Source organism: Bartonella tribocorum (assembly GCF_002777915.1).
Classification (GTDB): domain Bacteria; phylum Pseudomonadota; class Alphaproteobacteria; order Rhizobiales; family Rhizobiaceae; genus Bartonella; species Bartonella tribocorum_A.
The window spans coordinates 192,413-210,218 of record NZ_NJGE01000001.1 but is presented as its reverse complement, the minus strand read 5'-3'; the positions used below and the strand labels follow the sequence as shown (position 1 = coordinate 210,218).

General features: G+C 39.2%; 13 protein-coding genes. 2 read left to right on the top strand and 11 right to left on the bottom strand.

The annotated features are described in order from the left end of the window. Window positions 1–1,655 precede the first annotated feature (1,655 nt). The 11 genes from gpsA to acnA all read right to left on the bottom strand — a co-directional run bounded on the left by gpsA (window position 1,656) and on the right by acnA (window position 16,212). Complete coding sequence (gpsA, locus tag CER18_RS00820; protein ID WP_100128219.1) at window positions 1,656–2,660, bottom strand: NAD(P)H-dependent glycerol-3-phosphate dehydrogenase; 1,005 nt, start codon at window positions 2,658–2,660, stop codon at window positions 1,656–1,658. Window positions 2,661–3,063: 403 nt separating this feature from the next. After that, window positions 3,064–3,912 (bottom strand): cytochrome o ubiquinol oxidase subunit IV, encoded by an 849-nt coding sequence (cyoD, locus tag CER18_RS00815; RefSeq protein WP_100128218.1) that lies wholly within the window; start codon window positions 3,910–3,912, stop codon window positions 3,064–3,066. Then, window positions 3,912–4,580, bottom strand: coding sequence for a cytochrome (ubi)quinol oxidase subunit III (locus CER18_RS00810; RefSeq protein WP_100128217.1), 669 nt, complete (start codon window positions 4,578–4,580; stop codon window positions 3,912–3,914). The genes cyoD and CER18_RS00810 overlap by 1 nt, the downstream gene beginning before the upstream one ends. Then, complete coding sequence (cyoB, locus tag CER18_RS00805; RefSeq protein WP_100128216.1) at window positions 4,577–6,595, bottom strand: cytochrome o ubiquinol oxidase subunit I; 2,019 nt, start codon at window positions 6,593–6,595, stop codon at window positions 4,577–4,579. The genes CER18_RS00810 and cyoB overlap by 4 nt, the downstream gene beginning before the upstream one ends. Window positions 6,596–6,669: 74 nt before the next feature. Continuing rightward, a complete protein-coding gene (gene cyoA, locus CER18_RS00800) occupies window positions 6,670–7,641 on the bottom strand; it encodes a ubiquinol oxidase subunit II (protein ID WP_100128215.1) in 972 nt (323 codons plus the stop codon). Between the two features lie 124 nt (window positions 7,642–7,765). Next, window positions 7,766–8,215 (bottom strand): type II 3-dehydroquinate dehydratase, encoded by a 450-nt coding sequence (gene aroQ, locus CER18_RS00795; protein WP_100128214.1) that lies wholly within the window; start codon window positions 8,213–8,215, stop codon window positions 7,766–7,768. A gap of 53 nt (window positions 8,216–8,268) precedes the next feature. Continuing rightward, window positions 8,269–9,402 (bottom strand): DNA replication/repair protein RecF, encoded by a 1,134-nt coding sequence (gene recF / locus CER18_RS00790; RefSeq protein WP_100128213.1) that lies wholly within the window; start codon window positions 9,400–9,402, stop codon window positions 8,269–8,271. Window positions 9,403–9,422: 20 nt separating this feature from the next. Next, a complete protein-coding gene (gene dnaN, locus CER18_RS00785; RefSeq protein WP_100128212.1) occupies window positions 9,423–10,544 on the bottom strand; it encodes a DNA polymerase III subunit beta in 1,122 nt (373 codons plus the stop codon). A 190-nt stretch (window positions 10,545–10,734) separates the two neighbouring features. Next, on the bottom strand, window positions 10,735–12,306 hold the full coding sequence (gene dnaA / locus CER18_RS00780) for a chromosomal replication initiator protein DnaA (protein ID WP_100128211.1): 1,572 nt from the start codon (window positions 12,304–12,306) through the stop codon (window positions 10,735–10,737). Between the two features lie 709 nt (window positions 12,307–13,015). Continuing rightward, the gene (rpsT, locus tag CER18_RS00775; RefSeq protein WP_100128210.1) at window positions 13,016–13,282 is read right to left on the bottom strand and encodes a 30S ribosomal protein S20; all 267 of its coding nucleotides are present in this window, start codon (window positions 13,280–13,282) and stop codon (window positions 13,016–13,018) included. Between the two features lie 242 nt (window positions 13,283–13,524). Continuing rightward, entirely contained in the window at window positions 13,525–16,212 is a 2,688-nt protein-coding gene (acnA, locus tag CER18_RS00770) for an aconitate hydratase AcnA (RefSeq protein WP_100128209.1), read from the bottom strand. 295 nt (window positions 16,213–16,507) lie between these two features. On the opposite strand from acnA, the gene ccmA reads away from it, so the two are divergent. Then, window positions 16,508–17,122 (top strand): heme ABC exporter ATP-binding protein CcmA, encoded by a 615-nt coding sequence (ccmA, locus tag CER18_RS00765; RefSeq protein ID WP_100128208.1) that lies wholly within the window; start codon window positions 16,508–16,510, stop codon window positions 17,120–17,122. Window positions 17,123–17,132: 10 nt separating this feature from the next. After that, window positions 17,133–17,798: a heme exporter protein CcmB gene (gene ccmB, locus CER18_RS00760; protein ID WP_100128207.1), complete on the top strand. Its 666-nt coding sequence runs from the start codon at window positions 17,133–17,135 to the stop codon at window positions 17,796–17,798. Window positions 17,799–17,806: the final 8 nt, after the last annotated feature.

Sequence of the window (17,806 nt, the reverse complement as noted above, 5' to 3'; positions counted from 1 at the left end):
ATTTTTAATGCCTCCGATGAAAAAGGAAACGAAGTTCTATTATCGTATCACGCCTTCTTTTTATAATTTCGAACTAAAGATAATCCATGTATTTTTCTCAATCTGACCTGTATGAATATAACACAAAGGATGCATATGCCCCCGTAAAGATAAGCAAACATAAAGTAAATTGTGTCATTGTTATTGTTTTGTAAAGTTTATAAAAGAACCGGTTTATCTCTCCAATCCATTTTGCTGGAAAGTTTTGTGTTTTATCATATTGTTTTCCTAACAAAATCCATGCTTTTTCGACAACTTATCAATCACCTTCCAATTCCAAAGCCGCCATATATTTAAAATAAATATTAAGGCGGTTTAGTGCTTTCTCTACTGTTGCAGCTCCTGTATGCCATATAGGGAGCAAATATGCGTTGCAGATCTCTCGTTTGATTGATTTCTGAAACAGGGAAACAACTTAATTTGGAAAGAATAAAGGCATAAAGGTGGAAATTACCTTTTAGGCTTTACTATCATCCTTTAATTCAGCTGTACAACTTTAAAAAGTATTTACAGCAATATCTTTTAATAACGGAGATTACACCTTCCCTCATGGACTTTGTTTATCACGTGTCTTTTTAGGATCACTCCCCTCATGCAAAACAGAATGTCCTAAACCCAATACACGTGAGCTGCCAATTCACGTGCTAAAAAAAACATTTCGCTCCTAAACCCATTTCATGACGAGAGCATCCGTGAGTAATCATAAAGCCATTTGTATGCCCCCATCTTTACACTTATGAAAAAAGTCGACACCATCGTTATACTTGCTACCCCCAATGTCGCAACATCTTTAAAACTTGAGACGGTTCATAAGGGGCATTTTTAGCCGTTTCTTAATCGTTCTTATCCAAACGATTTTTCACGCTTATAATATGCAATAGAATGACTTTCGTTGATTCAGCGTAGAGAGATTTGAAATGAGAGAATCTCATGATATTCAAGATTCTAATTCAATATCAACAACTCAATCTTATTTTTATAATCAAATTATTTTTCAGTTTAAAAGACACCCACAGATACAATAATATTCTTTCAATTTCAGACTTTCACATTTGAATCAAAAAAAATCATTTTTTGCATATAAAAAAACAGAATTAATATGTAGAAAAAAAGGCGTAAATACCCTACTGAACCGTCTCAATTGCCAAAAGCTGCCTCAACATCGTGAGCTGTAAAAGTATGTGATAATGTCGGCTCTCTCCTTTACAAACGTAAAGATGGGAACTGGATTTTAAAACTTCATATTCTTACTAAATTAGGTTGCCATATTTTTTCAGAGATTACATAAATAGGGATATGTCAATATCCTCCCCTTACATCGCATACAAAAGTTATTATAGGCATAAATAATATTGAAATTGAATAATAGCAATGATGTTTCTGGCTTATACCTTATATAAAGAAGCCATTCTCCAATGAGTCTTCTATTATACTGTCTAGCAAATATCATTTTGAGATGCGTTTAAGAGACAATCAGAATATCCCTATATTACACAAACATGTTTAAGTAGAAACGATAGTTTATTTTCAAAGAGATTCTTCACAGGAACTAAAATTTTTATCATAGTATATTTCTATTTTTTACGATTGGAATTATTTAAAAACACAGGATACCATTATATTTCATCTTTGAGAGTGCGGCTTAGTAATGTGTTAGCCGCTTCTGTTATGTTTTTACCACAATAGAGAATTTGATAAACTTGTTCTACAATTGGCATTTCCACTCCAATACGTTGCGCTAACGTATATACTTCTTTGGTATTTAAGTACCCTTCCACAACTTGGCCAATTTGTTTTTCCGCTTCTTTTATATTTATTCCTTTACCAAGAAGTATTCCAAAACGACGATTACGCGACTGATTATCAGTACACGTCAAAACCAGATCACCTAAGCCTGTCATTCCCATAAATGTAGAAAGCTCAGCCCCCACAGCCCCCCCTAAACGACTAATTTCAGCTAGTCCTCGTGTGATGAGAGCTATTCGTGCATTTGCCCCAAATCCCATGCCATCTGATATTCCTGCACCAATAGCAATAACATTTTTGACAGCACCCCCTAATTGAACACCAATCATATCTGAGCTTTTATAAACTCTAAAACTTTTGTCACAATGAAAAAGTTGCTGCAACTCTTTGCCAAACGCATCATCAGAAGCTGCTATCGTCATTGCAGTAGGCCAACCCATAGCGAGTTCTTTAGCAAAAGTTGGTCCAGAAAAAACAGCTAAAGGGATTTTTTCACCTAAAATCTCACGAGCAACTTCTTGTAAGAAACGTCCTGTACCATGCTCTAAACCTTTCGTTGCCCAAATAACGCGTGAATGTTGATCCAAATAAGGCTGAATATTATACAATACTTGATGAAATACATGACTTGGAACGGCGATTAATATATTATCACTTGCTGTTATTGCAGTTTCAAGCGAAGTTTCGAGGAATAAATTTTCAGGAAATCGAATATCGGGTAAATATATCTGATTACAACGTTGTTCTTGTAATTTTTTGATATGTTGAGAATTATACCCCCAAAGTAAAACATTATGATCATTGCGAGCAAGAGCAATCGCTAATGCAGTACCGAAAGAACCAGCACCCATAACTGTCATTGCAAAGGTCTTCATCAAGTTTTCTGATTATTTTCTAAATTGTCGATTTCAATTACACATTACTACTACAAATAACTTCAATGCTCTCTTTAATATAAATCCTGTAAAACTAAAATGCTACTTTTTCGTAGCCTTACCTCACACAACATAAAAACTTGTTTTGCACACTCCCTTTCTTTGTATTGAATTGTACAAACACCATTCCTTTTATATTCTACAAATAGCTATTTTTCTGAAAAAATTAAAGCTTGACTAAATACTCAATGACCATCTTGTTAAAAATAAAAGTATATTCAAATCATAATACTCATTCCACTGATATCTTACACCTCGCCCTCACTTCATATCCTACGAATCTTTGCAACACCTCCTGTAGAGCTGATACATACAGCATCAGCTCCACAGGTATTTCTCACAATTATTCTACAGGAGAGTGCATATTTGGAGCTTGCTCCATGGGCACCTCTGAACCAGGTACTTGATCTACAGGAGCTTGCATACTTGGAACTTGCTCCATGGGCACTTCTGAACCAGGTACTTGATCTACAGGAGCTTGCATACTTGGAACTTGCTCCATGGGCACTTCTGAACCAGGTACTTGATCTACAGGAGCTTGCATATTTGGAGCTTGCTCCATGGGCACTTCTGAACCAGGTACTTGATCTACAGGAGTTTGCATACTTGGGACTTGCCCTGTAGGCACTTCTGAACCAGGTACTTGATCTACAGGAGTTTGCATACTTGGGACTTGCCCTGTAGGCACTTCTGAACTAGGTACTTGATCTACAGGAGTTTGTATATTTGGAATTTTCTCCATAGACATTTCTGAGTCCAGCATCTTTTCTGGTTGTTTTCTTACGGATATATCTTTGTTTGACAGCTGCTCAGATACTGAAGAATCATCTATACCCGATATTTCAGGTTCAATAACACGCCCTGAGCCACCCATCATATTATAATTCAAATGGGAAATAGCCCACCACGTACCTCCAATAATAACAAAAACGCAAATAGCAGCAAACCATAAAGCACTTAAATTCCACTTGGCATCTGGACCAGAGTTCAAGTGTAAAAAGAAAACAATTTGTACGATAATCTGAATAATTGCCATCCCTATAAGATACACAACCTTTGTACTAATTGCCCAACTTTCCATCATTCCATACATCACAGGAATAAAAGAACCCAAGGTGAAAAATACAGCCAGAATAAAGCCAACCAAATAGGAACCAGTACTGGGACCATGTGTTTCATTTTGCATGCTCATCACAACGCTCCTAATAGATAAACCATGGTGAAAACACCAACCCATACAATATCAAGTAAATGCCAAAAAATGGAAAGACATGCTAAACGTGTTTTATTATTTTGATCTAAGCCATTGCGACGAAGATGAAAAAACATCACAACCATCCAAAGAAGACCTACACTTACGTGAAGACCATGCGTGCCAACCAAAGCAAAAAATGCAGACCAATAAGCAGAGAGAATTTCCCGCCCAAAAAGCTGCAACCCTGTTGCAGGATCAATACCCGCATAAGCATTTGGATCGTAATAAAAGACCTCACCCAGCAATTCATGAAATTCGTAAAGTTCCATCGCAATGAAGCAACACCCAAATATAAAGGTAATAGCCATCCATAAACGCACACCACTAATATTGTTTTTATGTGCCTGTACCATTGTAAAGCCATAAGTAACGGATGAAAACAATAAGAAAGCGGTCTCAACCAAAACAAACTTTAAATCTATAAACTCATTGCCCGCTTTACCACCACCATAAGAAGCAGAAAAGACAGCAAAACTCGAAAAAAGTGTCGAAAAAAGAATCAAGTCTGAAAGAATATAGACCCAAAAACCAAACGTCATTACTGAGCTACTATCGTGGTGAAGTTCATCCACAGTACTCGCATTATTCATTGTTACAGCACTCATACTGTCACTCCTTGTTCTTTAAGAACAGTTGCAAAGGCATCTTCAGTCTTTTGCACTTCTTCAGCTGGAATATAGTAACCATGGTGATCACCTGTTAATGAATGACACACAAGCGTTGCAATAAAACCAACCAGCCCGATCGCAACCAGCCACCAAATATGCCAAACAAGTGCAAAACCAACAACTAATGAGAAGAAGCCAGCAATAATTCCAGCTGACGTATTCGATGGCATATGAATTTTTGTAAATCCACTTGTCGGGCGTTGATAACCACTTTTCTTCATATTCCAATAAGCATCATCAGACTGTATCTTGGGAAGGAGAGCAAAATTATAGGAAGGAGGCGGTGAAGAGGCAAACCATTCAAGTGTACGTGCATCACCCCAAGAATCATTTAATGTTACTGGTAAGTGACCTTTATGCTTAATACCGTACCAAATCGCCAAAACAACCTGTAACACAAAACAAAGAATACCAAGTAAGATAATAAAAGCACCTAGAGCAGCAATAACAAACATTGGTTGCCAACTAGGTTCCATGTAATGCTGAAGACGACGCGTTGCCCCCATTAAACCAAGCGCATAAACGGGAAAAAAGGCAAGGTAAAAACCGATAAACCAACACCAGAAAGAGGCAATACCTAATATGCGATTTGGTTTATAACCAAAAGCTTTTGGAAACCAAAAAGCAAGCCCTGCTAAATAAGCAAAAACCACACCTCCAATAATTGTATGATGGAAATGCGCGATCAAAAAGAGCGAATTATGAAACTGCCAATCAGCAGGCACAATAGATAATAAAACACCGGTTAACCCACCACCAACAAACGTAAAGATCATTCCCATGCACCAAAGCATCGGAGGCTCAAAGCGAATCCGTCCTTTATACATCGTAAGCAGCCAATTAAAGACTTTCACACCCGTTGGAACCGAGATGATCATCGTCGCAATGCTAAAGAAGGTATTTACAGCTTCACCGCCACCCATTGTAAAGAAATGATGTCCCCAAACAAGAAGCGAAAGAATTAAAATAACCAACATTGCCCATACCATTGAAGTATAACCAAAAAGGCGTTTTGAAGAAAAAGTTGAAACAACTTCAGACACAATGCCAAAAGCAGGAACAACCAAAACATACACTTCAGGGTGGCCAAAAACCCAAACATAATTAATCCACACCATTGGATTTCCACCACCAACATTGGTAAAGAAATTCATATTCAAATAACGATCACATGCCAAGAGTGCAAAAGCGACAGTTAAGACAGGATAAATAACGACAATAAGAACATTGCTGACAAAAGCACTCCAACAAAAAACAGGCATTCTCATCATTGTCATTCCAGGAGCACGCATTTTAATCATTGTTGCAATAAAATTGACTGCCCCCATTGTTGTCGCAATACCAGAAAGCTGAAGAGACCATAAATAATAATCTACCCCTGTATCTGGACTTGTTTGCAATTCTGTAAAAGGTGGATACATCAACCAACCACCCCGACCAAAATTTCCAACACCTAAGGATATATTAAGCAAAATCGCCCCTGCTGCCGTAATCCAAAAACCTAGATTATTTGCAAAGGGAAAAGCAACATCACGCGCACCAATTTGAAGCGGTATAAGATAATTAAAAAGTCCAAATAAAATAGGTGTGGCCATGAAAAAAATCATGATCGTGCCATGTGCCGAAAAAATTTGATCAAAATGCTCAGGGGGCAAATAACCTGCTGTTTCACTCCCAAGAGCTAAAGCTTGATGTGTTCGCATCATAAGCGCGTCCGCAAAACCGCGAACAAGCATAATAATTCCAAGAACAATATACATAATACCAATGCGTTTATGATCAACAGTGGTAATCCAATTTCGCCATAAAATCCCCCACCACCCAAGTGCTGTTAAAGCAATAACAGCAATTAAACCAACCACAACAATCGCGATACATGTATACAAAACGATTGGTTCATGTGCAAGCGCATGAAAAGCACCTGCCGTAGGATCTGTAAGTCTTCCAAACATTTCTCAACCCATTTCAAATGAAATTCAAGTTTAAAAGAAACCTTATATTAAAAGGGCTCTTCCTCTATTGATCCTTAAATAACATCAGGATCAAACACTGAACAAAGTGCACCCCACAGTGTCTGAGCAGCAGCACGCTTCATTAAATCTTCATTACATACCGTATTTTCATCGACACACCGATTAACAATACGATAGTAAAGCCGCTTCTCAACAGGTGCAAAATAACGAACTTCGGCATCTTTTTCCTTCGCAGCGATATCACCCATACGAGGCGCAATAGAAAGTTGACGATAAGATGTACGATCAAGTGCTCGACCACTAGCCCGAGCTTTTACAATCCAATCTTCAAAATCCTGCGAAGACACAGAATGCCATTTAAACCGCATCCCTGAAAAACCATCGCCGCTGTAATTTGCTGAGGTTCCTTTGAATACTCCCTGTTCTTCAGCAATCAAATGCAACTTAGCATTCATCTGCGGCATAGCGTAAAGAACTGTACCCAATTTAGGAACCCAAAAGGCATTGACAGAATTTTCTGACGTCAATTGCAATAAAACTTGACGTCCTTCAGGCGCGTAAATTTCATTGATCGATGCAACGCCATATTGAGGATAAATAAAAACCCATTTCCAATCAAGAGCGACAGCATCAATCTGCAATGGCTTTCCTTCACCCACAACCTCTACTGGAAGAGGATTTGCAGGCTCAAGCTTATAGGTATAATAAGCTGTTAATGAACCTAAAACCATTACGATTACAATTGGAATACCCCACATTAAAGCTTCAATTTTATTTGAATGCGCCCAATCAGGAGAATAGTTCGCTTTCGTATTCGATGCACGATATTTTATCGCTAAAAATACCACACTCACCATGACCGGAATGACAACGCAAAGCATAACAAGCACACAAACAACAATCAAAATGAGTTGTTGACGTGCGACATAACCTGATGGCTGAAGGACATCCATTTTACAACCAGACAAAAGCAGCGTTCCCCCTAAAATCACAAGCATCTCTAATAGTCTAACACAGCTTTTCATCTTTATTTACCCCCGTCATACGCACTAAAAATTGTCATAAATATAATACCTCGTATTGTACAGATTTGAAAATAATTATCAAGCGAATTCAATGCCTATATCACTCTTATCCAACACTCACTCTTTACCTTTTACAATTTATTAATTGTTTTGCAATATACTCGAGTGCAAACCAATATCCATCACTTCCGCAACCACTTATGATAGCATCCACACCTGCAGATGTATAAGAATGATGACGAAAAGCTTCACGTTGATAAATATGGGATAAGTGAACTTCTACTTTCGGTCCTGAGAACATTTTTAGAGCATCAAGAAGCGCAACGGATGTATGACTGTAAGCTGCTGGGTTGATGATCAATCCAGAACTTAACCCTATTGCTTCCTGTATCCATTCTACGAGCTGACCCTCATAGTTACTTTGATAAAAATTTATGGTAGCATCTGCTCTTTTTGCCCATTCTCTGCAATTTTTTTCAATATCTTCTAGAGTTTCAGTTCCATAAATTTCTGGCTCACGTTGACCCAAAAAATTTAAATTAGGACCATTTAAAATCGTTATCATAACAGACATAGCAAGCCTTTTCTTCTTGATCATCACTTAATTAAAAGTATTTAGCATGTTTTTTACAGCAATAAAGAGCCATCCTTAATCTCAAAAAATTCTGCGCGTCCTTTTAAGTCATTAAATAAAAGACGGTCTGTTCCTGTCATAAATGTTTGCACAGCTAAATCATCAAGAATATCAAATAAAGCAGCCCGTCGATATGCATCAAGATGCGCAGCCATTTCATCAAGTAAAAGAATGGGAGCCCTTTGCGAGATCATACCTGTTAGACGTGCATGACACAAAACCAAACCTGTCAGTAACGCTTTTTGCTCACCTGTTGAACAAGATGTTGCTGCTCTATTTTTATCCGCATAAAAAACTTGTAAATCTGTGCGATGTGGGCCTTCTAATGTCCGCCCAGCAGCACGATCCATTGCGCGATTACGCCGCAACAGATCACAAAATTGCTCTTCAACTTCAGTCGCTGATATTTCACCAAGAGCTGTTTCTAAAAAACCATCAATTTGCAAAAAAGCTCGTGGAAAAGGTATCTGAGATGGCATTTGTGTAAACATGTCATTTAAAAGCCGAATAACATCAATACGTGCCGCAGAAATAGCTGTCGCCAATTCTGCCATCTGCTTTTCTAAAGCATTAAACCAAGCATAATCTTCATTGCCATCCAAAAACAAACGATTCCGTGCACGCATCGCTCTATCATAATCGGCTATGCGGCGACTATGTAAAGGATCAATCGCCAAAACCATACGATCCAAAAAACGACGGCGCTCAAGCGAAGGACCTGTAAAAAGACCATCCATAGATGGTGTTAAAATACTAATATGGCAGTAATCTGTTAAGCAATCGCTTGGCTCATTCACACCATTGATATGGACCTTGCGACTGTTATCGCTAACCTCTAAAGCAGTACCAATCTTTACTTCACCATAAAGATCACATTCAAGACATGCAAATACAACAAATCCTTCACCACCCCCATTTATAAAGCTAACCTCAGAATATGCAGCCCGTCGCAAACCACGACCCGGAGAAAGAAAAGATAACGCCTCTAAAAGATTTGTCTTACCCGCACCGTTGTGGCCAGTGAAAACCACATGTTGACCCGAAAAATCAATATTAAAAAAAGAATAATTGCGATAACGTAAAAGCTTCAGCTGCCTCACAGACACTTTGTGCACATGACTTTCCATGCATTGCAAAACAATTGCCCTTAAACGCGAATAGGCATCAGCACATAGAGCACATTCGCATCATCATTATCACGAATCAGAGCTGGTGCTCCAGCTTCAGCCAACATAAAAACCATCTCATCGCTTGAAAGCTGCCCAGCAATATCTAAAAGATAACGTGAATTAAACCCTATCTCAAGGGGTTCCGATGTGTAAGTTACAGATAATTGATCTTCCGCACTGCCCGAATCAGGACTATTAACAACAAGCCTTAACTGTCCATGCTCAATCGTTAACTTAACAGCACGCCCCCGATCACTTGAAATCGTTGAAACACGATCAACTGCAGAAGAAAAACTCTGCCTATTAACAACTAATTCCTTATCATTGCCAAGAGGGATAACACGTTGATAATCTGGAAATGTTCCATCAATTAACTTTGATGTAAAAATCACAGAGCCTACAGAAAAACGAATCTTTGTCTCTGAAAGCTCTATACATACGTCACCATCATTTTCTTCTGAAAGAAGTTTTTGCAACTCCCCTACGGCTTTACGAGGAACAATAACACCGGGCATTCCCTCAACTCCTGAAGGAGCTTCCATCTCAACTTGGGCCAAACGATGACCATCAGTCGCAACCAAACGCAGTTTCACAACATCATCATTCACAACATGAAAGTAAATACCATTAAGATAATAGCGGGTTTCTTCCGTAGAAATGGCAAATTGCGTACAATCGAGCAAATGTTTCAACCCTGATGCCGATAGAGAAAAGCGATAACCAAACTGCCCTGGAAGTGACTCTGGAAAATCTGTTTTAGGAAGACATTGAAGCTGAAAATGCGCACAACCCGAAACAACGGACATTGTACCCGCTTGATTCTCATCGACGGATAATACAACTTCATTGTCATCAGGAAGTTTCCGAATGATATCATAAAGCAAATGTGCCGGAACAGTTGTTGCTCCAGCTTGTTCAACATTAACTGTAAAAGATTCTGTAACCTCTAAATCAAGATCTGTTGTCTTTAACTGCACATGACCATTTTCCGCATCAATCAGCACATTCGATAAAATAGGAACAGTATTACGGCGCTCTACCACACGGTGGACACGACCAAGAGACTTGAGAAATTGATTGCGATCAACTGTAATACGCATAAAAGCCCCGTCTGATTTACCAACAAACTATAAGAATTCCTTAGAACTAAGATAACAGATCCTTTTTAAAGAATCATCTGCCAGAGTTTATTAAACCTCTTTTAAAATGGCAAGTCACTCCTGTAATAAGAAAAAACAAATTCTTTCATTAAATCCCTTAAAGTTTTTCCAAAGAAAGAAATGATAAATGCTATACAGCCTGTTCTCCAATCAACCGCTTAAGTAACTCCAGTTCCTTTGCTAAAGTCTGATCACCACAAACCAAATCTTCAATTTTACGCACAGCATGTAAAACTGTTGTATGATCACGCCCACCAAAACGGCGTCCTATTTCTGGTAACGAGCGAGGCGTTAACACTTTCGCTAAATACATTGCAACTTGCCGTGGTTTTACAACCGTACGTGTTCGACGATTAGACAACAAGTCCTGTTTAGAAACATTATAATGGCGTGCTACTGTACGCTGAATTTCTTCAATCCGAATGCGTTTAGGTTCACCTGGACGTGTCAAGTGACCTAATAGCTCATCAATCCGTTCTAAAGACAAATCAGACTCAAAAGATTGACGAAATAGGAGCTGATTAAATGCACCTTCAATATCGCGCCCCGACCCTAAAACCGTTTTTGCAATATATTCCAAGACATCATCAGAAATTGATATCATGCTATCATCTTGCTGCGCCACCTTCAACCGCTGGCGTAACATTTGCAAACGCATTTCATAATCTGGTGCCTCAATTTCAAGGGCGACCCCTCCTTGAAGACGAGAGCGAACACGAAGATCTAGCGATTCTAATTCCGCTGGTGGACGATCTGCAGCGACAACAACCTGTTTTGCACTATCAAGCAACATATTAAGCAAATGGCAAAATTCATGTTGTATCGACTTACCCTGCAAAAACTGCATATCATCAATAATCAAAAGGTCGATATCGCGAAGCTGTTCTTTAAAAGAAAGAGCATCATTATCACGAATAGCTGTTGCAAAACGCCACATAAAATATTCAGCAGTTAAATAAATAACACGCGCAGAGGTTAAACGCTTCAATGCAGAAGCAGCAATTGCTTGAAGCAAATGCGTTTTTCCTAAACCAACAGACGCGTGAATAAAAAGAGGATTAAAACGCAAAGCGCTCTTATGCCCCTCCGCAATTGAACGCGCTGCTGCCAAAGCAACACGATTAGAAGCCCCCTCAACAAAACTTTCAAAAGTATAACGAGAATCAAGTGGAGAGCCAAAAACGCCCGCCTGAGAAACCTTGACTGAATGCTCTGCACAACTCTCAACAAAAGATGAAGTCGCCTGCTCTTCCAACACAACAGAAGGTGCACTTGCTTTACACACAACATCTCTTGAAACACGTTCCATACCGCGAACGATGACTTCAACACGAAGAATTGCTGAATTCTCTTGTTTCCATAAATGAGTCAAAAGAGAACCATAGTGATTATTAATCCATGAACGTAAAAAAGCGGTAGGAACAGAAAGCTTTACAAGAGTATGACTATACTCAGCAAGCTTTACACGACCAAACCAACTGGCATAAGCTTCAACACCAACCTGCGCCTTTAATTGTGCCATAACACGTATAAAAGCCGCCGCACTCTCCTCTTCTGAAACAATAGAATGCCCTATAGAAGCATTTCTACAAACAATCCCATCACCCTCCGTCATCCTATTCTTTATTATGTTCTCTGCCGACAGGACATTTACCGAAACCCTTTTAAAGGAACTAGCTTTAGAGTTCAATTTATCCACCATCTTCCATCCTGATAAAAATAAAACTTTGTCCTGCCAAACAGCTAAAATAAATCAGCGAAGGCAAAACGCCCTACCCCAAATAAGATTACTCACCCTCCCCTAGGATAGACTCATCACAACTCCACTAACAAAGATGACCAATAAGATTTACTTGCACTCATGATATGACCCACCCTTCTACAATGGTAAACATACCAATTCGAAAATTAAAAAATCATCAAAAAACCTACCCAACACAAAAGCTTCAAAAAGCCTAAACCAAAGCATTTTATATGCAATAAAATACAGGATAATGCGCTGATGTGACCCCTTCATGCTTTTTAGTCTTCATAAGAACCATACAAAACAGCAGAGGTAAAATGCAAGAGGTCAAAATAAAATCAAAAGCTCAAAAAAAATTCTATAAAAATGCTTGCTTCAATGAGGAATGAGAAAAATTATTGATTCAATTCATTTTTTTTCTCTGAATTTAACAATCATTAAAGAATCTCTTCAGATTTAAAAAAAAAAATAAAATGCTTGACAAAAAAGACTCTGTAAAAATCCACAAAGCTTGTGGATAACCATACTCCCCCTATAAACTTTCTCTCCTTTTTCAAAAGGAGAATCGCTGTCGATTCTTATTTCCAATAGAAGCTTTTTGAAACAATAAAGAAAAAGCCAGTATCCTTACGGATACTGGCCTGATTCTTAATAAAATAGAAAAAACTCAAACGCTGAGAGCCTTCAAACGTCTCGCTAAACGCGACACTTTCCTCGCAGCAGTGTTTTTATGAAAAACCCCTTTAGAAACCGCACGCATAATCTCAGGCTCAAAATTCTTAAACGCAATTTCTGCAGACGCCTTATCGCCCCCTGCTAAAGCATCATCAAACTTACGCATAAAAGTACGAACGCGTGAACGGCGGGCCCTATTAACCTGTGTGCGTGCTGCAACCTTGCGCACCGCTTTTCGAGCAGAAGGTGTATTCGCCATAAATATAATCTCTCTTTCAACACCTTGGTAAAATTAAGTCTCAATAACAACTCTACCAATGTAAACAAACTTAACCCAAGCAAAACTATAAAGCTGCTTATAACTCGTGTGGTTTATAGCGCAATGTCAAAGCCAACGTCAATTAAATTTTCAAAGACAGACATAAAAAACGAAGTCAAATTCTTTGATCCGCAACTTTATAGCTTAATAGTTTGAAGATATTCCTCAACAAACAAAGGCATTTAAATGGCTAGCTTACGCAAGACATATTGCAAAATTCCACCATGATGTAAATAATCTAGCTCATCTTCAGTATCAACACGGCATAATAATGGAACGGTTGTTACCCGACCATCAGAAAAAGTAATTTTTGCTACAGTTTTTTGACGAGGTTTCAAGTTATGAATCCCTTCAATTGTTACCTTTTCATCTCCCTTTAAGCCTAAAGACTTCCAACTTAGCCCCTCCTCAAAGACAAAAGGGACAATGCCCATACCAACAAGATTAGAGCGATGAATTCTTTCAAAAGATTGCACAATCACGGCTTTGATACCAAGAAGATTAGTCCCCTTGGCGGCCCAATCGCGTGATGATCCATTCCCATATTCAATACCCGCAAAAACAACAAGCGGGATACCTTCCTGCTTATACGCCATTGCAGCATCGTAAATGGTTTGTTCTATCGCTGAGGGATAATGAACCGTATAACCTCCTTCTCGACCATTTTCTCCTAACATGAAATTACGAATACGGATATTGGCAAAGGTTCCCCGAACCATAACTTCATGATTCCCACGACGCGTCCCATACTGATTAAAATCAGCCACGTTAACACCATGATCCATCAAATACTTTCCAGCAGGAGAAGCTGCCTTAATAGAACCAGCAGGAGAAATATGATCTGTCGTAATTTTATCACCAAACAAACCTAAAATTCGTGCATCTTTGATATCTGGTAAGATATCAGGCGTTTTTTGCATATTATCAAAATAAGGTGGATTACGGACATAGGTGGATTGCTCATCCCAAGAATAGGTAGATCCTGTAGGAATCTGAACTTTTTGCCAATTTTCATCCCCCTTAAAGACATCTGCATACTTTTCGGCAAAAACCTTACGCGTGACATTTTCTTCGATAAACGCCTGTATTTCTTGAGAAGTTGGCCAAATATCTCTCAAGTAAATCGGTTGACCATCTGAATCTTCACCAAGAGGTTCCTTGGTTAAATCTTTACGCACTGTCCCAACAAGCGCATGTGCAACAACTAATGGAGGTGAAGCTAAATAATTCGCTTGCACATCAGGGGAAACACGCCCTTCAAAATTACGATTTCCAGAAAGAACTGCAGCTGCAATGACACCATTGTCATTAATCGTTTTGGAAATAGCTGGATGCAAAGGACCAGAATTCCCAATACATGTTGTGCACCCAAACCCTACTAAGTTAAATCCTAATGCATCTAAATCTTTTTGCAGACCCGAATTTTTAAGGTAAGCTTCAACGACTTGTGAACCAGGTGCAAGAGAAGTTTTTACCCATGGTTTGCTTTTGAGACCTTTTGCCACCGCATTTCGTGCCAAAAGACCTGCTGCAATAAGAACACTTGGATTCGATGTATTTGTACAAGAAGTAATCGCAGCGATCACCACATCACCGTGACTAAGCGTATATTCTTCACCTTCAACCTGATAATGCTCATCTTGTCCTGAAGTTTTCTTATAGTCCTCAACCAATGCCTTCTCAAAACCTTGCCCAACATTTTCTAGTGCAATACGCCCTTCCGGACGTTTAGGACCAGCCATAGAAGGAACAACGGTTCCCATATCTAATTCAATCGTATCACTAAAAATGGGATTAGCCACCATTTCATCATGCCACATCCCTTGTGCTTTGGAGTAAGCCTCCACTAAGGCAATCCGATTTTCATCACGCCCTGTCATATTGAGATAACGCACTGTCTCTTTATCAACCGGGAAAAAGCCACAGGTTGCTCCATATTCAGGTGCCATATTTCCAATCGTCGCCCGATCAGCAAGCGTCATATGCTCCAAACCAGGGCCAAAAAACTCAACGAATTTACCAACAACGCCCTTTTGTCGGAGCATTTGAGTCACCGTCAATACGAGATCGGTCGCTGTTACACCTTCTTTAAGTTTTCCTGTTAGACGAAAACCAATCACTTCAGGTAACAACATAGAAACGGGTTGCCCTAACATTGCCGCTTCAGCTTCAATGCCACCAACACCCCAACCTAACACACCCAAACCATTGACCATTGTCGTATGCGAATCAGTTCCCACACAGGTGTCAGGGTAAACTGTCTCATCTCCCTCTTCATCCTTCATCCACACGCATTGTGCTAGATATTCAAGGTTAACCTGATGACAAATCCCTGTTCCTGGAGGAACAACGCGAAAATTTTGAAAAGCTTGTTGGCCCCATTTTAGGAAACGATAACGCTCACCATTGCGCTCATATTCATGCTCAACGTTTTCCTTAAAAGCCATGGGAGTGCCAAAATCATCAACAATAACCGAATGATCAATGACGAGATCAACGGGGATGAGAGGATTAATTTTTTCAGCGTTACCACCAAGTTTGACCATAGCATCACGCATTGCAGAAAGATCAACAACCGCTGGAACACCAGTAAAGTCCTGCATAAGAACACGTGCAGGACGGTAGGCGATTTCTGCCCCTGCGCTCCCTTTGTCGCTTAACCATTTAGCAACATTGAGGATATCCTCTTTTTTAACCGTGCGACCATCTTCAAAGCGCAATAAATTTTCGAGAATAACTTTCATCGAAAACGGCAAACGCGAAATGCCTTCAAGTCCATTCTTCTCCGCTTCGATCAAGCTATAATAAGTATATTCTTTGCCACCAACATTTAACGTTCTGCGACAATTAAAGCTATCAATGTGAGTCATGACTGTCCACCCTCATACTAAAAACCACCCAATTTCCAGGAATGAACAACACAAACTACGAGTCAAGGTCGCAGCCTGAGCGCAGACGCAATTACCTCCGCCATCCATTTCCCCCTCCACCGTTCATAGGTAAATGCGGAAATCAGCGCCAAAAACCATTCTACACCAGATCTTGATGTAACGCACCCCTTATAGAACTATTTCTAGAACTATTCTAGGGACAATTGCATAAAAAAACGTGTTTTTTTATTCTATAATGCAATAAAGAATAGGAAAATTTAAAATAGGCAATCACATGGTGTTATCAGGCAAAGATTTAGCAGCGTGCAGAAATGAGGAAATTCTGTTCAAAAATCTTTCTTTTCGTTTATTTCCACAGCAATTGATGACAATCACCGGACCAAATGGTATTGGAAAATCGACATTACTGCGAATCATTGTCGGCCTTCTTGAAGCTAGTGAAGGTCATATCATACTTAAAGACTATGATGAACAAAGATACCCTGTTACAACTGCGTGTCATTATCTTGGTCCTCAAAATGCCATGAAACCCCTCTTATCTGTCATGGATAATTTACAATTTTGGGCAGAGTTTTATAGACAACCTCTCTATTCCCCCTATGAAGCCCTTGCCGATATTGGACTTTCCGATCTTGAATATTTACCCTTTAAAGCCCTGTCGACTGGACAACAAAGGCGTGTTGCTTTTGCCCGCCTTTTGCTCTCCTATCGTCCTATTTGGATTTTAGATGAACCAATATCAGGGCTTGATAACCATGCTCAAAAACGCCTTGCTCGTATTTTCCAGCGTCATCTCAATCAAGGTGGTATGATTATCGCTGCAACCCATCATTCTCTAGGCATTCCAGAAAACCATACAATCGCTCTGGAAAAATTTTTACCTCTCTAGGAGAGAAAAAATGAAAGCACTGTTCTGGCGTGATCTTAAACTATTATTAGTGCCACAAGCCTCTTCGCTAACAGGACTATTATTTTTTATCGCTGTTGTAATTATAACCCCCTTTGCTATTGGACCAGATCCCAAAATTCTTGCACAAATAGGGCCAGGAATATTGTGGTTTGGCGCCCTTCTTTCAGGACTCCTCAATCTGAACAAACTTTTTCAAATTGATCGCGATGATGGCAATCTCGACCAATTTATCCTTTCAGAACAAAGACAAAGTTTTATGCTGATTGTCTTTACAAAATGCATCGCCCATTGGATAGGAACAATGCTTCCTCTCATTTTTGCTACGCCTATTTTAGCCCTCATGCTCCACTTAGATGCAACAATAACTTGTACAACAATACTTACTCTTTTATGCGGAACACCAGCTATTATTTTTATTGGCGCCATAGGAGCAGCACTTGCAAGCTCATTGTTGCATAGCACTCTTCTTATTTTCATCATTATCTTGCCATGGATCATTCCAATTATGATTTTTGGCGTTTCAGCGGCTACAGCTCCAACAAACCCAAATGCCTCTTTTCTCACTTCATTGGCTCTTCTTAGCGCTTTTTCACTTTTTTTGAGTCTCTTTAGCTCTTTTGTCGCCGCTCTAACGTTGAAGCTTTTATCAGAATAATAAAAGAT